At 59.9% G+C, this 16,836-nt stretch carries 17 protein-coding genes and 1 pseudogene; 6 read left to right on the forward strand and 12 right to left on the reverse strand.

The annotated features are described in order from the left end of the window. The first annotated feature begins 5 nt into the window (after positions 1-5). Genes AC1RQC_RS21535 through AC1RQC_RS21545 form a run of 3 tightly spaced genes read left to right on the forward strand, consistent with a single transcriptional unit; the run spans position 6 to position 3,548 of the window. Positions 6-1,289 carry a cytochrome P450 gene (locus AC1RQC_RS21535; RefSeq protein ID WP_492884541.1) on the forward strand — a complete coding sequence of 428 codons (1,284 nt, stop codon included), beginning with the start codon at positions 6-8 and terminating at the stop codon, positions 1,287-1,289. Positions 1,290-1,297: 8 nt separating this feature from the next. Continuing rightward, positions 1,298-2,719 carry an aldehyde dehydrogenase family protein gene (locus AC1RQC_RS21540; protein ID WP_492884543.1) on the forward strand — a complete coding sequence of 474 codons (1,422 nt, stop codon included), beginning with the start codon at positions 1,298-1,300 and terminating at the stop codon, positions 2,717-2,719. Positions 2,720-2,753: 34 nt separating this feature from the next. After that, positions 2,754-3,548, forward strand: coding sequence for an SDR family NAD(P)-dependent oxidoreductase (locus tag AC1RQC_RS21545; protein ID WP_492827139.1), 795 nt, complete (start codon positions 2,754-2,756; stop codon positions 3,546-3,548). On the opposite strand, the gene AC1RQC_RS21550 is transcribed toward AC1RQC_RS21545, so the two are convergent. From AC1RQC_RS21550 to AC1RQC_RS21565, 4 genes and pseudogenes are all read right to left on the reverse strand, one after another. Next, positions 3,545-4,315: a helix-turn-helix domain-containing protein gene (locus tag AC1RQC_RS21550; RefSeq protein ID WP_492884545.1), complete on the reverse strand. Its 771-nt coding sequence runs from the start codon at positions 4,313-4,315 to the stop codon at positions 3,545-3,547. The genes AC1RQC_RS21545 and AC1RQC_RS21550 overlap by 4 nt on opposite strands. Before the next feature lies 1 nt (position 4,316). Beyond that, a pseudogene (locus AC1RQC_RS21555) lies at positions 4,317-4,628 on the reverse strand (AraC family transcriptional regulator ligand-binding domain-containing protein); the annotation flags it as partial. Between the two features lie 130 nt (positions 4,629-4,758). Beyond that, positions 4,759-5,265 (reverse strand): hypothetical protein, encoded by a 507-nt coding sequence (locus AC1RQC_RS21560; protein WP_492810193.1) that lies wholly within the window; start codon positions 5,263-5,265, stop codon positions 4,759-4,761. Positions 5,266-5,473: 208 nt separating this feature from the next. Continuing rightward, positions 5,474-5,842, reverse strand: coding sequence for a hypothetical protein (locus AC1RQC_RS21565; RefSeq protein WP_492810195.1), 369 nt, complete (start codon positions 5,840-5,842; stop codon positions 5,474-5,476). Positions 5,843-6,140: 298 nt separating this feature from the next. On the opposite strand from AC1RQC_RS21565, the gene AC1RQC_RS21570 reads away from it, so the two are divergent. After that, entirely contained in the window at positions 6,141-7,256 is a 1,116-nt protein-coding gene (locus AC1RQC_RS21570) for a porin (RefSeq protein ID WP_492810197.1), read from the forward strand. Positions 7,257-7,379: 123 nt separating this feature from the next. Here the strand turns inward: AC1RQC_RS21570 and AC1RQC_RS21575 are convergent, their stop codons facing one another. The 8 genes from AC1RQC_RS21575 to AC1RQC_RS21610 all read right to left on the reverse strand — a co-directional run bounded on the left by AC1RQC_RS21575 (position 7,380) and on the right by AC1RQC_RS21610 (position 14,465). Further along, entirely contained in the window at positions 7,380-7,634 is a 255-nt protein-coding gene (locus AC1RQC_RS21575; RefSeq protein ID WP_492884669.1) for a tripartite tricarboxylate transporter substrate-binding protein, read from the reverse strand. A gap of 111 nt (positions 7,635-7,745) precedes the next feature. Further along, on the reverse strand, positions 7,746-8,543 hold the full coding sequence (locus AC1RQC_RS21580; RefSeq protein ID WP_492827137.1) for an enoyl-CoA hydratase/isomerase family protein: 798 nt from the start codon (positions 8,541-8,543) through the stop codon (positions 7,746-7,748). Between the two features lie 10 nt (positions 8,544-8,553). Then, positions 8,554-8,955 (reverse strand): Zn-ribbon domain-containing OB-fold protein, encoded by a 402-nt coding sequence (locus tag AC1RQC_RS21585; protein WP_492810203.1) that lies wholly within the window; start codon positions 8,953-8,955, stop codon positions 8,554-8,556. Positions 8,956-8,958: 3 nt separating this feature from the next. Next, a complete protein-coding gene (locus AC1RQC_RS21590; protein ID WP_492810205.1) occupies positions 8,959-10,134 on the reverse strand; it encodes a thiolase family protein in 1,176 nt (391 codons plus the stop codon). A 196-nt stretch (positions 10,135-10,330) separates the two neighbouring features. After that, on the reverse strand, positions 10,331-11,320 hold the full coding sequence (locus AC1RQC_RS21595; protein ID WP_492884547.1) for a Bug family tripartite tricarboxylate transporter substrate binding protein: 990 nt from the start codon (positions 11,318-11,320) through the stop codon (positions 10,331-10,333). Between the two features lie 123 nt (positions 11,321-11,443). Then, the gene (locus AC1RQC_RS21600; RefSeq protein ID WP_492884549.1) at positions 11,444-11,785 is read right to left on the reverse strand and encodes an NIPSNAP family protein; all 342 of its coding nucleotides are present in this window, start codon (positions 11,783-11,785) and stop codon (positions 11,444-11,446) included. Further along, entirely contained in the window at positions 11,782-13,485 is a 1,704-nt protein-coding gene (locus AC1RQC_RS21605; protein WP_492884551.1) for an FAD-dependent oxidoreductase, read from the reverse strand. Before AC1RQC_RS21605 ends, AC1RQC_RS21600 begins: the two co-directional genes overlap by 4 nt. A 14-nt stretch (positions 13,486-13,499) precedes the next feature. Then, positions 13,500-14,465, reverse strand: a complete 966-nt coding sequence (locus AC1RQC_RS21610) for a Bug family tripartite tricarboxylate transporter substrate binding protein (RefSeq protein ID WP_492827127.1) — start codon at positions 14,463-14,465, stop codon at positions 13,500-13,502. A 367-nt stretch (positions 14,466-14,832) separates the two neighbouring features. Between AC1RQC_RS21610 and AC1RQC_RS21615 the strand changes: the two genes are divergently transcribed. Both AC1RQC_RS21615 and AC1RQC_RS21620 read left to right on the forward strand, forming a co-directional pair. Then, entirely contained in the window at positions 14,833-16,011 is a 1,179-nt protein-coding gene (locus tag AC1RQC_RS21615) for a 4-hydroxybenzoate 3-monooxygenase (protein ID WP_492810215.1), read from the forward strand. 331 nt (positions 16,012-16,342) lie between these two features. After that, positions 16,343-16,756, forward strand: coding sequence for a hypothetical protein (locus AC1RQC_RS21620; protein WP_492884553.1), 414 nt, complete (start codon positions 16,343-16,345; stop codon positions 16,754-16,756). Positions 16,757-16,836 lie beyond the last annotated feature (80 nt).

Raw genomic sequence — 16,836 nt, forward strand, 5'->3', positions numbered from 1 at the left:
TGGAAATGCAGAACATCGACAAGGAACTCGCAAGCCACGAGCTTTATGCCGATCCAGAGCGGATGCATGAGCTGTTTGCTCAGGTGAGACGGGAGGATCCCTTGCACTGGACGGCTGCGCCCAGTCATCCGCCGTTCTGGGCGGTGACGAAACAGTCCGACATTGTCGAAATTGGGAAACATCCCGATGTCTTCATCGCGTCGCCAAAGAGCTTTATCCTCGATGACGTGGAGCTTCGGATCCGCAATGAGGAGACGGCCAACACCAACGGGAAGCTCGTCCGAACGATGATTCATATGGACGAGCCCGACCACAAGAAGTATCGAGGCCTCACGCAGTCCTATTTCATGCCCGCAAGCATCAAGCGACTCGACTCGATCATTCAGGAACGCGCTCGCGCGCTGGTGGACAGACTGCTCCAGAAACAGGGTGCGTGCGAGTTTTGCAGGGAGATTGCGGTCTGGTATCCGCTGCAGATTGTCATGACACTGCTGGCGGTACCTGAGGAGGATCACGCATACCTGCTTCGGCTGACGCAGCAATTCCTGGCACCCAAGGATCCGACGCTTCGGCGCGACGGAGCCGATACAAATGGCAAGAGCGCCGTCGCCAAGGAGTACTTCTCCTACTTCGGAAAGATGCTTGGCGAGCGGCGCGCGGCCCCGCTCAAGGAAGACTTGGGCTCGCTGATCGCGCATGCGATGGTAGATGGCCAGCCGCTGCCCCTAATGGAAGCGGTCTCCTACTACGTCATCCTTGCGACGGCGGGGCATGACACTACGAGTTCGTCCATGGGCAGCGGCCTTTACTACCTCCTGAAACAGCCGGGAGAGATGGAGCGTCTTCGTGCACATCCCGAACTGATGCAGACGGCGGTGGAGGAAATGTTCCGCCACGGTAGCCCTGTCAAGCATTTTGTTCGCACGGCGACACGAGATTTCGAGCTGCGAGGCAAGACGATTCGGGCAGGGGAGGAGGTCGCCTTGTTCTATCACAGTGCGAATTTCGACGAAGAGGTTTTTGACGATCCTCGCTGTTTTCGCATCGATCGCTCCCCCAACAAGCATGTGGGATTCGGATTCGGGATTCACGCCTGCCTGGGCCAAAATCTCGCGAGGGCCAGCATGCGTGCCTTCTTTACCGAACTGCTGACGCGCACGGAGCGTATCGAAGTTGTTGGCGATCCTGAATTCATCGCTAGCAACCAGGTTGGTGGTCTGAAAACACTGAACATCCGTGTTACGCCTGCGCGCGCGATCACGCCCTCACACGGAGAAATTGCTGCATGAGCGCCCAAATGGATACCCTGCACCCCTTCACGCTGACTATCGGCGGCAAGTCCGCCAGTACGGCGCGCTCGATTGATGTGATTGATCCGGCCACTGGCGAGGTGTTTGCAAAAGCGCCGGATTGCGAGCCAGAACTGCTTGATGCCGCAGTTCGGGCGGCGCGCGCAGCCCAGCCCGCATGGGCGGCGTTGCCATGGTCGACGCGCCAGGCGTATTTGACGAGGATTGCAGCAGTCTATGTCACACACCAGGACGAGCTGGCGAGACTGCTAACGCGAGAGCAAGGTAAGCCCCTGGCACGCGCCAAGGCCGAAGTGGCGAACGCCGCTTACTGGTTCTCGGAGCTTGCACGGATGAACCTTCCTGATGTGGTGATCCAAGACAACCCTCAAGCCTACGTCTTGACCCGGCGCGTGCCGATGGGTGTCGTGGGCGCCATGGTGCCCTGGAACTATCCGGTCGTCCTTGCCGCGTGGAAGATTGCGCCGGCGCTGCTGACCGGCAATACGCTTGTCCTCAAACCGTCGCCATTCACGCCCCTGGTGACCCTGCGTCTTGGAGAACTACTGCGCGATGTGCTGCCGCCCGGTGTGTTCAATGTCGTCAGTGGTGGGGACGAACTGGGCCCATGGATGTCGGCACATGCGGGCGTCGACAAGCTCTCCTTCACAGGCTCGACGGCAACGGGCAGGCGCGTCATGGCGAGCGCGGCCGGAAGCCTCAAACGGCTGACTCTGGAACTTGGCGGCAATGACGCCGCGATTGTCATGCCAGACGTCGATATCGAGACCGTGGCGGAAAAGCTGTTCTGGGGAGCTTTCGTCAATAGCGGACAGATCTGCATTGCCGCAAAGCGCGTGTATATCCACGACTCCATCTACGACCGTATGGCAGAGGCGCTCGTCCGTCTGGCCGAGAAGACACCGATGGGGCCCGGCGAGCGAGACGGCATTGAGCTCGGGCCAGTACAGAACATCCGGCAATTTGAGCGTCTCGAAGGCTTGCTTCAGGACTGCAAGGACAACCATCTCAGGTTCCTGGCCGGCGGCGACGTTGTGAGCGGGCCTGGGTACTTCATCCCAGTGACGCTGGTGGACAACCCGCCAGATGATGCGCGGATCGTCAAGGAGGAGCCATTTGGTCCAATCCTGCCGCTGCTGAGGTTCAGTAGTGTTGCCGAGGTGGTGGCCCGCGCCAATGCGTCGGAGTACGGCCTGGCAGGCTCGGTATGGTGCCGCGACGAGACGGTGGCCCTCGAGATCGCTAGCCAGTTGCAGACGGGAACGGTCTGGATCAACCAGATACAGGCGGTCACGCCTCACACCCCAATGGCCGGACACAAGCAATCCGGGGCGGGTGTCGAGAACGGGGAGGAAGGACTGGCGGGGTATACGTTGCCGCAGACGCTTTCGGTCAAACGTGCGAACTGAAACTCGCTGATGAATACATATTGAGAAGATAGCTATGCAACTTCAGAACAAAGTCATTTTGGTAACTGGCGCCGCAAGTGGCATCGGCCGGCAAACGTCCCTGACCTTGGGTGCAGCGGGCGCCAAAGTGTTTGCCACCGACCTCAACCACGACGGCGCGGAAAAGACCGCGGCGATGATTCGCGCCGCTGGCGGCATCGCGACTGGCCTGCTGCACGACGTCACGGAAGAGGGTGCATGGCGGCGCGTCATTCAGTGCATTGAAGAGACAGAGGGCCGGCTTGATGGCTTGGTCAACAGCGCCGGGCTCATGGTGGTGCGCCCGTTCCTTGAGACCGATTTTTCCCTGTACCGTCGGCAGCAGGCGATCAACGTTGACAGTGTCTGGCTTGGCTCCCAAGCGTCCTACTCGCTTCTTTCGAAGACGGCGTCCGAATATGGGAGCGCCTCCATTGTCAACCTTTGCTCGATCCTCGGGCAGAAGGGAGGCGGGATGCACGCGGCGTACTGCACCTCGAAGGGGGCGGTACGCCTGATGAGCAAAGCCTTGGCGATCGAGTTCGGTAAAGCCCGGATCCGCGTCAACTCCGTTCATCCCGGGCTGGTGGAGACCCCGCTCGGTATGGGAGCGATGCAGGACATGATCAGTCATGGAGTTCCGCTGGCGTCTGCAGGTGCCGCGGCAGACATCGTCGCGCAAAAGACGCCACTGGGTCGGTGGGCCCAGCCGACGGATGTGGCTAACCTCATCTCGTTCCTCTGCGCGGAGGAATCGCAGTTCATTAGCGGTACCGAACTGACTGTCGATGGCGGGTACAGCGCCTCCTAGTCCGCGCGGCCCGAGTCTTGACGTCGGTACTGAACCGGCGTCAGGCCGGTGGAGCGTCGGAATGCACGGTGAAATGCACTAGGCTCGGAGAAGCCCAAGCGGATGCCGATTTCGGCTACGGTCAGCCTGGATTGGTCGAGCAGACGAATGGCCGCGTCGCGACGCACCCCATCGATAATCGCCCGGAAGCTTTGTCCTTCCTGGAAGAGCTTTCGGCGCAATCCCTTGTCGGTGAGTCCCATGGTTGCCGCCAACTCTGCCGAAGTCGGTAGCCGTGCTACGTCCCACTGGTAGAGACGCTTCCTTACCTGTATCGCAACGGGCATATCTTCGGAGTACAGCGCCATTCTCCGCGCGGGCCAGTGCAGCAGGAAAGACCGGAGGCCCCGAAGATCGGTGACGACGCGGTCATCGAGATGGCTCGCATCAAACGTGATCCGGCTCTTGTTACCGGGGCATACGGGCGCCTGAAAGAGCGCAGATACTGCAGTGCCGTCCAGAAAGTACTGTCGAAGAGACACCTCGTGGATCGCGATGGGTCTTTGGACCAGCCATGACATCAGGCCGATGGCGCCATACAGCAAGATCAAATGGCCGGTGGAGCGATATGTTCCGGCGGGACTGTTGTCCACAATTTCCAAGCAGGCCACCTCGCCTTTTGTACGCAGACGCGGCGAGAATTCGTCGATGGCGAGCCGGTACAGACTGCAACCCACGCGCAACGCGTCGCCGAGGCGATGGGCTGAGAAGCATCTGCCGAGCGACAAGCAAAAACGTCCCAGGGCGCACCGCCCGTGAGCACACGCCCATCATTTCGTCGCGCAATGCACGCTGCAAACGTCGCATGACTCGTGCGAATTGAAGCAGTGAGACGTCTTGAGTCGCATTGCCCTGTAGCGTTGTCGGCAACCCGTATTGACGAAGCAGCGTGTCAATGTCGTGGCCTCTTGCCTGCGCAGGATAGAGAAGGACGAGCAAGTAGAGCAGTGGGATGCCTTCCTGCGTTTCCACGCCCGCTAAGTTTCTGTGCTGTTGCATTATCGGACCTACGTCGCACGCTTTTGAACATCGGCTTGGCATCGGTCCACCCTAGAGCGTTTGACCGACGCCGATTTCGTAGGAAAGATGGATGGCCGGTGGATGTTCCCCCGTCCACGTCCAGGCGTCTGCCGGTACCAAGGACGTGTCCAATCCCACGGCCGTTCCTTCATTACTCGAAACGCTCGTTACGTTCAGCCTTGTGGACAAGCAGGGGTGGCGGGCTGAAACGTTCGCCGAATCGCTTCGCGAGCTCTGCGGCGCGTTCAGCGCACCGGCGGGTGCCAGTCATGTTCACGAACTGAATGACGCCACCGGTCCAGCGGGGGAAGCCGATGCCGAGGATGGAACCGATGTTGGCGTCGCGCGTTGTCTCGATAACGCCTTCCTCCATAATGCGGATTGCTTCAATGGCCTGGATGTAGAGAATCCGGTCGCGCAGATCCTCCAGCGAGAACTCGACGTCTGCCTTACCAAACTCCTGGGTGAGGCCCGACCAAAGGTGCTTCGGTTTGTTCTTGCGGTATTCGTAGAATCCGCCGCCGCCAGCCCTGCCGGGGCGGTTCAAGCCCTCGGCCATGCGCGAAATGACCGCCCAGCCTGGGTGCGAGGGCATGGTCTTGCCCAAGGCAGCCAAGTCTTGCTCGGTCTGCTTCTTGACGGACAAACTGAGCGCCATCGATGTCTCGTCCATGACGGCTAGGGGGGGCCGACCGGCATTCCGACACTGAGCGCCGCGTTTTCGATGACCGCCGCTGGGACTCCCTCCGACAGCATGGAGGGCCACCGAACCTCTGACGTTCAACGCAATGCTCTCGGATGTCGTTATCCATTTAGGCACAAAACAACTCCTGAAAGCGTTTAGGGAAAGGCGGACGCGCCATGCTTCATGTCGAACGCCTGACGACCATCCAGAACACATAGCGGAATAGCTGGCTCTGTCTGCCGACTTCTTGGATCAGAGACTGAATCATGGCATTCGGCCAACGGATCGACAGTTCACTGCCCGCCGCCATTAACAGCACCGACGATTGAAAATCCCCTTCCGAGACTGACTCGTCCACGGCGGAAACCAGTAGGGCGCGACGCTGCGTCTGCGTCAGGGTTGGGGAGGCGCTGATGATTGACCTAGTCAGCGTACGCAGGTCTTTGAGCAGGGAAGACCGTGTTTCTTTGTTCGCTTCCGCGGGCAGGCCCACTTCTGAGGCCAGAAATCGGATCTCGTGCTTGATGGAGGCGTGGTCAAGTTCATTCATGGCGTCGGGGCTTAAGCAAGCTAAGGGTGGCAATACTGAGATGGCGATTGGGGCACCGAGAGGGGTAAGGGGCGAGCCCTGATGTGCCAACGCGGGCGCGCGACGCACCAACTCACCCCCTCATAATAGCAGTGGTTGAACCAATGAGAACATCGATCGGGTTTTCCACTATACCTATGGTTCAACCAATGCTATTTAATCCGTCGAAGCGAACGGACGGCATCAGACAAGTCCAGCGCCTGAAGCTCTTAGCGAGGCATTGCTCGCGAGATGACGAAAGAGAACCGGAGGAGACAAGGTGAAGAAAACGATGCTTGCTCTGACAGCCGTTGGGTTGTCCGGGGCTGCGTGGCATGCCAATGCCAGTGTGACCCTGTATGGCGTCATTGACTCGAATATCGAGTATGTGAACAAGCTTACGAATACCAGTGGTGTATCCGGCAGCGCCTTGCGCAATAGCGGCGGGGGCTTTGCAAGCAATCGCTGGGGCATGCGTGGAACGGAAGATCTCGGCGGCGGCCTCAAGGCGGTGTTTACTGTGGAAGGTGGCTTCTCCACCGATACGGGCACGCAATTTAACGCCGCCAAGCTCTATGACCGGCAGACATTCGTGGGCCTGAGCAGCGCGACCTATGGCACGCTGACGTTCGGTCGGCAGTACAGCACCCTGTTTCGTGGCCTGGCCAACTATTCCCCCACCGCGTACGCGCCGATGTACGAGCCGTTGGGGCTGCTCATCGGGATGAACCTGCGCAACGACAACAGTCTGAACTATCTCATTGAGCGGGGCGCGATTTCGGCGCGTGCGCACTGGACGTTCGGCAACGGGGTCTTTGGGGCGGGCGAGACTCCGGGGCAGTTCCGCGCAAACGCAGGCTACGGCGCGTCCCTGGAGTACTCGCCTGGCAACTTTGGCATGTCGGTCGCGTATGACCAGTTTTATCCCACGCTGACGGCGCTCGGCGACACGGGCATCGGGAACTTCCGTAAGGCCGCGATTGCGGCTGGCTACAACATGGGTCCGATTCGGCTGTCTGGTGGCTATCGCTGGGGGCGCAACGAGTTTTCGAACGGCTCGGTGGCGTTTCGAGACGATTTCCTCTGGTTTGGTATCAACTATCAGGCCGCCCCGAAAGTCAATTTGACGCTGGCCTACTACTACGACAAGCTGCACACCATTCGCGCCCAGTACAACGGCGCGGAAGTCGATCGCAACAGCCCCTATCAGGTTAGCTTCATGGCGAGCTACGACTTCTCGAAACGGACCAATGTCTATCTGACGACCGCATACGCCAAGAACGCTGCCTTGGCATTCGGCGGGATAGCAACCACTGCCACCAGCGGCAGCTACCTGCTCGGTGCGGGCAAGAGCAGCCAGGTGGGGGCGGCCATTGGTATCCGCCACATCTTCTGAATCGCGTTTCGAATTCATGCTTTGGGGCGCCGTGAGGCGCCCTTTTTTTGCTCGTCGTAAGCGGATGCTCGTGCCCGCCGCACCTTTAGGCACTGTCGCGGCAGGATGGCGCCTAATGACGAATTAGTCGACGCGGATCGCGCTCGCCTGTTTGATGGCTAGCCACTCCGCATGCGATTTGCGCATGAGCGCGCCGAATTGCTCGGGTGACAGGGGAGGTGCGACTTCGAGACCATTGTCGAGCATCTGGCGTTGGAATTCGGGCGAACTCGAGGCGCTTGTGATGGCCGCATGCAATTGCTCGACAATGGCCTTCGGCGTTCCCGCGGGCGCAAAGCAGCGGTTGTCCCTTGCGTTGCGGGATGTGATCGGACGGATTTTCCCAGCCGGGAGGCCACCTAAGTCGCAGGCATTGCTCCCTTGCGTAAGTGAGCGATATGGGTGGGATGGTGCCGAGCGCGCAGCCCCGTGGGCCTGCGCGCTCGGCGATCACGTTGAGGCAGGCGGGACGCCGCGGAAGGGCGGCGTGCGTTTGGCCAACATGGCATCGATGGCGATCCGAGGCTCGGGCGCGGAAAAAGCGGCGGCCTGGCTTGCAGCCTCCAGACTGAACATCGACTGCTGGTCAACATCCAAGGACGCATTCAGGGCGGCTTTGGTCAAAGCCAGAGCCGCCGGGGCGGCGTGCGTCAGGCTTTCCGCGATATCGCGCACCCGGTCTTCCAGGGCGTCGCTCGGCTGAACTTCCATGACAAGGCCCATTCGCTGCGCTTCGTCTGCGCAAAGCTCCCGGGTCGAGAACATCAACGCCTTCGCGCGTTGCAGACCCACGGCCCGCGGCAACAGGTACAGTGCACCCAAATCTGGTACGAGGCCCAATCGCAAATACGCCATGGAGAATCGGGCGCGCGGGGTGGCAATGACCATGTCTGCCGCCAGCGCCAGCGCAAAGCCTGCGCCGAAGGCTGGACCATCCACTGCAGCGATCACTGGTTTTCCCAGGCTCAACATGTCGTGAATGAAGCGCAGACCTTCCTTGATGCGATGTTGCCAGTATGCCGGACCTGAATCGACATGTTCACGCAACAACTGCAAGTTGCCGCCGGCGCAAAACGAGCCCGGTTCACTGATCAGGACGAGTGCACGAATCTCCGAGTCGCTGCGGGCGCGCTCGAGGACCGAGATCAGTTCGGAACGCAACTCCGCGTCAAATGGGTTGTGCTTTTTGGATCGGGTCAGCCGGATCCATCCGACGCGGTTGATGACTTCGAAGGCGAGAGTTTCCATGAGGGGCTCGCTATACCGGGGTGAACATTGGGATGACGGCATCGTCGCCCTCGGCCGGTTTGAAGCAAACCTTGACGCGTTGGCCGATTGTCAGGGTGTCCAGGTCGCAATCGACGATGTTAGTGAGCATTGTTGGCCCTTCGTCGAGTGTGACGTAGGCAATGGCGTAGGGCGTGGGGCCAGCCTTGCGGGTAACGCTCACGCTGTAGATGGTTCCTTGTCCGGACAGGCCTTCCCACTCGGTGTCACCCTGACAGAAGGGGCACAGCGCGCGGGGGTACCAATGCAGCTTGCTGCAGGACTTGCATCGTTTCGTGCTCAGAACACCTTCCCGAGCAAGGCGCCAGTAGTGCTCGGTACTGGCGTCGGTCAGCGGAGGCGAAAGCGGGCGTTCAACGTAGGGGGTGCTCATTGCTCATTCCCTTTCCAGAATTAATGTTGCGCTGCCATGCCGCGATCCGAGCAGACCGCCCGTACCTTGTGCGAGGGCCAGGCCGCAATTGGCTACCTGGACCTTCGGGTGGGCCTCACCGCGGAGTTGCCGGACAGCTTCGATGACCTTGGTAATGCCGCCACGATTGGCAGGATGGTTGTTGCACAGGCCGCCGCCATCCGTGTTGAACGGGAGCTTGCCTACCCCAGAGATGAGGTTGCCGTCCGCCACAAAGTTGCCACCTTCGCCTTTCTTGCAGAATCCGAGGTCTTCCAGTTGCATTAGGACCGTGATTGTGAAGCTGTCATAGATGGAGGCGTACTGGATGTCTGATGGCCTGACGCCTGCCTCTTCGAACGCGGCGGGTCCGGAGATGGCCGCCCCGGACCAGGTCAAGTCGACATTGCCGCCCAGTTGGCCTTTGATCGTTTCGCCTGCGCCCAGTACGTTGACAATGGGCCGTTGCAGTCGTCGGGCGATCTCCGGTCGTGCCACGACGAGCGCACCACCGCCGTCGCTGACCACGCAGCAATCCAGTTTATGGAGAGGATCGGCGATCAACGGGGATGCGAGAACGTCTTCCACCGTCACCGGTTCTCGCAGCATCGCATGGGGGTTGTGCTGTGCATGGGCCGCTGCGGCCACCTTGATCCAAGCGAGTTGCTCGGAAGTGGTGCCAAATTCGTACATATGCCGTGCGGCTGCCAGGGCATACATGTTGACCGTCACGGGCGCATACGGCATTTCCCACGGTACGTCTGGCGTGGACGCGGTGACGAGTCGCGCGCCAACGCCGACGCCGCTCGCCCCTTCAGTACGAGGGCGCCCGGCGAGCGTAATGAGTGCGACATTGCACTTGCCGGCAGCAATCGCCTGCGCGGCGTGCGATACGTGAATCAGGTAGGCGGAGCCACCTGTATCCGTGGTGTCTACGTAGCGAAGATGCGTCAGGCCCAAGTAGTCGGCCATGCTGTTTGCCCCCAGTCCGGGGGCATCGCCGGCGCAGAAATAGCCGTCCACGTCTTGAAGGGTCAGCCCGGCGTCCTCGAGCGCGCCTTTCGCGCATTCGGCGTGCAACTGGGCGACGGTCTTGTCTGGTGCTTTGCGTGTGGGGTGCTCGTAAGCGCCCACAATGCATGCCTTGCCTTTGATGGTCATGTTTGCTCCGTTTGGATCTGTCTCCACGTCGATAATATCATTGGTTCAACCATATGCAATAGAGAGAAGGGACGAGCGATGGCGGGGGCGAGGCAAGCGCACGAAGATGGATGCGAAGGCGGTGGAGCTGGAAAGACAAAGAGCCCGGCGGAACGAACGATCCGCTGGGCTCTTGCGGCCGGAAGCCGGCGTGTGGCTAGTCTAGCTTGATGTTGTTGTCGAGAACGATCTTGCCCCAGCGTTTGATATCGCTCGCAATGAGTTCCGAAAACTGAGCGCTGGTCGTGACGGTCGGCTCGAATCCCATTTCGAGGATCTTCCTCTGAACGTCGGGCAGGGCGACGACACGTCGAATTTCCTGGCTAAACTTCTCGACGATCGCCGCAGGCGTACCAGCTGGCAGGAAGATGCCGCCCCATCCCGGGATGTTGATGTCAGGATATCCCGCTTCCGCGAAGGTGGGGACGTCGGGAAAGGTCTTGAGCCGCTTCGTGCTCGCGACGGCCAATAGTCGAACCTTTCCGCCACTCATTTGATGCGCGTAGAGTCCTACCGATCCGTAAGCCAGTTCAATATTGCCGCCAACGAGATCCGTGAAGGCAGGGGATTCCCCCTTGTAGGCGACATGCTTGATCTTCACGCCTGCGAGGTGGTTCAAGCCCTCGCCGATAATATGCCCCCCGGAACCCATGCCGTAGCTGCCGAAGCTGAATTTGTCCGGTTGCGCCTTGGCGAGTTTGATGATGCTCGCCAGATCCGTGGCGGGCAGCTTCGTGCTCGACGCCAACGCAACGGGCAACCAGGCGACTTGGGACACGGGGATCAGGTCGCTCGCCTTGTACGGCGGGTTGGGCTGGAGAACGAGGTTCTGCACGAAGCCGCTCACGGTAAGTAGCGCCGTATAGCCATCTGCCGGCGACCTGGCCACGGCACTGGTGGCCAGCATCGTGTTTGCGCCCGGCTTCGAATCGACAACGATTTGTTGTCCCCAGGCCTTGCTCATGTGCTCGCCGAGGATGCGTGCCATGAGGTCCAGGTTTCCGCCGGCGGCGGTCGGCACGACCAAGCGGATGGGCTTGGTCGGAAAGTCCTTGGACTGCGCCATGACCGTCGTGCTTGCGCTGACGAACAAGGCGCCCACCGTAGCGGTGAGAATCCTGCGCTGCCTGTTGGGTTGGGTTGCCATCGTTGTCTCCGTTTTGTTCATTATTGCGGGCTGCGAGGCCGGAAGCCGGTAAGGTGTCGGCAGGCGTGACACGTCGTCCAGCGGCCTGTCTGTTCAAGCAAAATCAGCCCCATCGCCTCCCGCTCACTGCGTGGATGGGAGCTGTGGGATATCCGTCATCCGGATTAGCCGTGTTTCCTGTGCCGTGATGAGGTGACCGGATGCCGCGAGATATTCCCCAAAGCGAGGGTGGCTATCTCGGGCCCGGCACCGGTTCTCGTAGTCGGTGAGGTCCTCGTAAGCCCACAGATGGATGAACTGGTTCTGCGGGCCCACCATGCTGGTGTAAAACCCTAGCGGATGCCCGAGGGTCTCCATCAGAATCGGCATGGCGAGCCGGTGGAAGATGTCGAGGAACTCCGGCATCTTTCGCAGGGCAATGGTGTAGACCCGATGGTCCACAAGAACTCTCTTCCTGGTGGTCACGCCGCCCCCGCCTGCTTGGCGATGTGCTTGCCAGTGATGTAAGCGAAGGTCATGTTGGGTCCGTGGGTAATGCCCGCGCCGGGATAGTTGCCGCCCATCATGCTTGCACGGTCGTTTCCGACGGCGTAGAGCCCCGGGATCGGTGCCCCATCTTTCTTGAGCACGTCGCCTACAACGCTTGTGGTCAACCCGTCAAAGGTTCCGAGGTCGCCCATGACCAGCTTGATGGCGTAGAACGGTCCCTTCTTAATGGGGGCGACACAGGGGTTCGGCTTGTGATCCGGGTCGCCCAGGAATCGATTGAACGAAGTCGTCCCTCGGCCGAATTCAGCATCTTGTCCGGCTTCGGCTGACTTGTTGTACTCGTGGACGGTCTGGACTAGGCCGGCAGCATCGATGCCTGTTGCGCGCGCCAGGTCCTCCAGCGTGTCGCCACGGAAGAGGTAGCCATTTCGGATAAATTTTCCGATCGGCATCGGTGCGGGTTTCACATAGCCGAGCCCATATTTGCCGAGAGTCTCTCGATCGCAGACGAGCCACATGGCCGTCTCTTTGAGGTTTTCGCAAGCTTTGATCATCGCGGAGCCCACGTCGTGATACGAATTGGACTCGTTGGTGAACCGCCCCCCGTGGCTCAGCACACCAATGACGCCGGGCTTATAGCGATCCAGCAAGTGGGGGAATACGCCAATCTCGCCATTGCCGAAATCGACTTTGGTCACGGGCATCCAAGCTGCGGGCGACGTGTATCGGATGTTAGCGTGGCCGCCTGCCGTTTCGGCCATGGCCACCCCGTCACCTGTATTGCCCTTCGGCGTTGGCGAAAGGTGTTGATGGCCGCGGCGCAGATGGGGATACGCGGCGCCGATCCGTTTGAGGTCGTGCGGAAATCCTCCACATGCGAGTACGACGCCGTGACGCGCCATGAACGACTTCTCGCCATCCCTGGTCTTTGCAACGACGCCCATTACGCGGTCTCCCTGACTGATCAGCTGAGACGCGGGGGTATCTGTCAGGATAGGGATGCCCAGGTCCAGGGCAGACTTGGCGAGACGGGCGGCCAGTGCATTGCCACTCGTTACATGTATCGCTCGCCGGTAAATCGCGATTTCCTTGACGTGATTCGCGAGACGCCATGCCACATAGAGGAAAGACCGGAAAGACTTGGTGGCGCGGAAGAAGTGCTTGAGGTCAGCGTTGGACGAGTTGAACATCATCCCCATGAAGGTGATGGTCTTCAAAGGTGGCTTGAGTCTCGGCATATCCTTGCCAAGCCCCCTGATGTCAAAGGGGGCAGCAAGGATGGATCTTCCGACATCGACGCCGCCGGGAGCAATCGGATGATAGTCCGGGTACAGCGTCGGTACGAACTTCATGTCTGTCTCGCGTTCAAAGAAATTGACCATTTCCGGGCCGGCTTCGATGAACGCCTTCGCGACGGCCTCGTCGTAGAAGGTGCCTGTTTCGCTGCGCAGGAACTCCTGAACCGCTTCGATCGAATCTTTTGGGTTTTGCTTCAAGCCATGATGGGTGAGAGGCACCCACAGGACGCCACCTGACAGGGCGGTCGTGCCGCCAAAGACAGGCTCCTTCTCCAGTACCACGACATTCATGCCCCGTTTGCGCGCGGTAATGGCGCAAGCCAGGCCTGCGGCGCCGGAGCCAATGACGACCAGGTCGTATGCGAGTTGTTCAGACATAGCGCGATGACAGACTATTCAGCTTGGATGTTGTACTTGGTGATGATGTCCTGCCATTGCGCGGTTTCCTTTTTCAGAATCGCAGCGAAGGCGGCAGACGAAGAGGGCTGTGCTTGGGCCCCGGTCTTGATCAGCCAGTCCTGAACGCCCTTGTCGGCCATCACCGTGGCAATGGCGCTATTGACCTTCTGCACGATCGCGTCCGGTGTGCCGGCGGGCGCCAGCAGTCCGAACCAGGCTTCCGCGGTAAAGCCGGGGACAGCCTGGTTGATGGTGGGAACGCCCGGCACAACAGGCGATGGCTTCTCGGTACCAACCCCGAGCATCGTGAGCCCACCCGGGCCTACTTGCGAGAGCATGGTCGGCGACGGGGTCGTGAGCAGCATGTCCACCTCCCCGGCTTTTGCGGCGAAGGTCGTGCCGGCTTCCCCCTTGTAGGGGATATGGTCGACTTTGATGCCCGCCATCTGGCCAAATCGGACAGTCGCGAGGTGACCATAGGAAACGGTGCCGGCAGACGCATAGCGAACGCCGTTAGGCTGCTTGCGGGCGTACTGGAGAAATTCCTGCAGGTTCTTTGCCGGGACAGCTTTGTTCGCGACCAGCACCAAGGGCACGGACGTCACGGTACCAACCGGGGTGAAATCCTTAAGCGGGTTGTATCCAGATTTTTTGTAAAGCAGCGGGGCGATCAGCAGCCCATTGTTGGCGTACAGGAAGGTGTAGCCATCGGGCTTTGCGCGGGCGACGGCCATGGCTGCGATACCGCCAGATGCCCCGGCCTTGTTGTCCACCACGACGGGCTGCCCCAGGAGTTTTGACAGCGGTTCCTGGATCTTCCGGACCTGGATGTCGCTGGTGCCTCCCGCAGGGTAGGGCACAACGATAGTAATCGGGCGCGAGGGGTAGGGGTCCTGTGCGATCGCATTGCCCGCGAGGAACGCACATGCCGCCATCAGGGGCAACTTCAGGTATCGCATGTTGTCTCCATCCTTTTCATTGTTCAATGGTTGGTCCATTGATTATATCGACCGATGCGGTATCCATGTCAAGGCAAACTGAAGGTGGGGTAAGCCCTGAGTGGAGGAGCGCTGCTGCGGTGAGGGGAGGCATTATGTTAGTGAATGCTCTCAATATATTCGGCATCGTAATTACATTTCATGTGCACGGCGGCGGATCGACACACATACCGCACCCCCGAGTTTTATCGTTCATTCATAATGGTCGTACCATTGACATTTCGGCGTTGCGGCTGCTACGCTGAGTGCGGATGAAGTGGGGACGCGATGAATAGCCTCCCACATCAATATGGCTTTTAATGCACTAATTGCCGGGATGGAGACGATCTTGCGTACTCAGGTTGGAATCATTGGTGCAGGTCCGGCGGGCCTGCTGCTGTCGCACCTTTTGCACCTTAAGGGCATCGACTCGGTTGTGATTGAGTCACGCACCCGTGACGAGATCGAATCGACCATCCGGGCTGGTGTGCTCGAGCAGGGGACCATGGACTTGCTGCAGGAAGTGGGGCTGGGAACGCGGATGGTGGCGGAGGGTGCTCTTCACCGTGGGTTCGAGCTGGCTTTCGAAGGTGAGCGGCATCGTATTGATCTGACCGATTTGACCGGTCATGCCATTACGGTCTACGCGCAGCACGAGGTTATCAAAGACCTGGTCGCGGCGCGCGTCGCCGCCGGCGGAAAGCCGGTGTTTGGCGTGTCGAACACGTCCCTGCACGACATCGAATCGACGAAGCCTTCCATCCGCTATGAAAAGGATGGCGATACTTGCGAGATCCACTGCGATTTCGTGATCGGCTGTGATGGCTCGCAGGGGCCCAGCCGCCAGGCCATTCCTGAGGCGGTACGTAAGGACCACCAGCGACTCTATCCGTTTGGCTGGTTTGGAATTCTCGTTGAGGCGCCCCCTTCGAGCGATGAACTCATCTACGCGCGACATGACCGCGGCTTCGCGCTCATCAGCACGCGATCCCCAACGGTTCAGCGCATGTATTTCCAGTGCGATCCCAAAGATTCAGTTGACAACTGGTCCGACGACCGAATCTGGTCCGAGCTGCACGCACGACTGGACCAGGCCGATGGCTGGCGCGTGACGGAAGGTCGCATCTTCCAGAAGAACATCGTGGGGATGCGCAGCTTTGTCTCCAACGTCATGCAGCATGGCCGGCTGTTCCTCGCGGGTGACTCCGCTCATATCGTTCCCCCGACCGGCGCCAAGGGAATGAACCTGGCCGTCAACGATGTGAAGATCTTGGCCGAAGGACTTGATAGCTTCTACAAGCACGGCACGGAGGACAAACTGAACACCTACACGGCCACTGCGCTTCAGCGCATTTGGCGGGCTGAGCACTTTTCTTGGTGGATGACCAGCATGCTGCATCGGTTTGATGACGCGAGCCCGTTTGATCAGCAGCTTCAAGTATCGGAGCTACGATACGTGACGTCGTCCCGAGCCGGCGCCACAGCGCTAGCCGAGAACTATGTAGGGATGGTTGGCCTGAGCCACTAAGTTGGTGCGACGGTGCACAACAAGGGCCTAGCGCTGCGATTCAAGTAAGACGGATCGCGATTTCATTGAGGTGGCGCAGCGCGGGTAGAGGACCTGGCCCTGTCCGTATTTCAAGGGGCGCGGGGACTCGGGATGAGTGAAAACATGATTTCCGCCAAAGACGACGTCCCCGATAGAATTGAGCGCAAGGCCCAAGCTCGTCTGCCTGGTTGCCCAGCCGCGAAGCGGTAGACGGTATTCGCGCGTACCGCAGGGCACTGCGAGATAGCCGGTCTCGCCGCTGCGTTCGGCCAATGAGCGCAGTGCCGGAGCGAAGACCGTCGAAGATCTGATGCGCGACCGTCCCGTCGATGATTCCGAAGTAGCGGAAGAGCGGGGCGTAAACCGCATTGACCATGCCAAAGGCCGCGCCCGCGAAAAACGGCCCCATGCCCATTTCCGACTCCAGCTTGCCGAGCCGTTCGCGAAATGCGGTGCGCTTGGCATCGGCAGTCCCAGAGTCGCGAGCGTGGAGGAACTGCCAAGCTTCGGCGAAGGTCTGGGTGGCAAACTCGATCCACGCCCGGTGTCGGGCGCGAGACAGCGCGTCAGCGGGGTACATCGCCGCGCCGCCCTGCGTTTCGTCAAGGTACTCGCAAATGACCACGCTTTCGAACAAGATCGCGTCCTCCACGTTGGCCTGTCTCAAGAAGCACGATTGTGGCGCGCTGGACGAATGGGCACAGTGGATGACTTATTAGCGTAAGTGTGTTCATTGTGTCTTGTGGCCCTGGATGGTTTATCAAACAGAAACCGCGGCACAGAATTCGCCCAATTCTTGGGCTA

This window comes from Cupriavidus sp. GW822-FHT03E04, assembly GCF_058801495.1.

Excerpts from the sequence above, each read along its gene's own strand:
- AC1RQC_RS21595 (WP_492884547.1), bottom strand. The coding sequence starts at position 11,320 with ATGGCAACCCAACCCAACAGGCAGCGCAGGATTCTCACCGCTACGGTG.
- AC1RQC_RS21620 (WP_492884553.1), top strand. The coding sequence starts at position 16,343 with ATGCGCGACCGTCCCGTCGATGATTCCGAAGTAGCGGAAGAGCGGGGC.
- AC1RQC_RS21565 (WP_492810195.1), bottom strand. The coding sequence starts at position 5,842 with ATGAATGAACTTGACCACGCCTCCATCAAGCACGAGATCCGATTTCTG.
- AC1RQC_RS21580 (WP_492827137.1), bottom strand. The coding sequence starts at position 8,543 with ATGGAAACTCTCGCCTTCGAAGTCATCAACCGCGTCGGATGGATCCGG.
- AC1RQC_RS21590 (WP_492810205.1), bottom strand. The coding sequence starts at position 10,134 with ATGACCATCAAAGGCAAGGCATGCATTGTGGGCGCTTACGAGCACCCC.
- AC1RQC_RS21605 (WP_492884551.1), bottom strand. The coding sequence starts at position 13,485 with ATGTCTGAACAACTCGCATACGACCTGGTCGTCATTGGCTCCGGCGCC.
- AC1RQC_RS21545 (WP_492827139.1), top strand. The coding sequence starts at position 2,754 with ATGCAACTTCAGAACAAAGTCATTTTGGTAACTGGCGCCGCAAGTGGC.
- AC1RQC_RS21610 (WP_492827127.1), bottom strand. The coding sequence starts at position 14,465 with ATGCGATACCTGAAGTTGCCCCTGATGGCGGCATGTGCGTTCCTCGCG.
- AC1RQC_RS21585 (WP_492810203.1), bottom strand. The coding sequence starts at position 8,955 with ATGAGCACCCCCTACGTTGAACGCCCGCTTTCGCCTCCGCTGACCGAC.
- AC1RQC_RS21540 (WP_492884543.1), top strand. The coding sequence starts at position 1,298 with ATGGATACCCTGCACCCCTTCACGCTGACTATCGGCGGCAAGTCCGCC.
- AC1RQC_RS21560 (WP_492810193.1), bottom strand. The coding sequence starts at position 5,265 with ATGGCGCTCAGTTTGTCCGTCAAGAAGCAGACCGAGCAAGACTTGGCT.
- AC1RQC_RS21535 (WP_492884541.1), top strand. The coding sequence starts at position 6 with ATGCAGAACATCGACAAGGAACTCGCAAGCCACGAGCTTTATGCCGAT.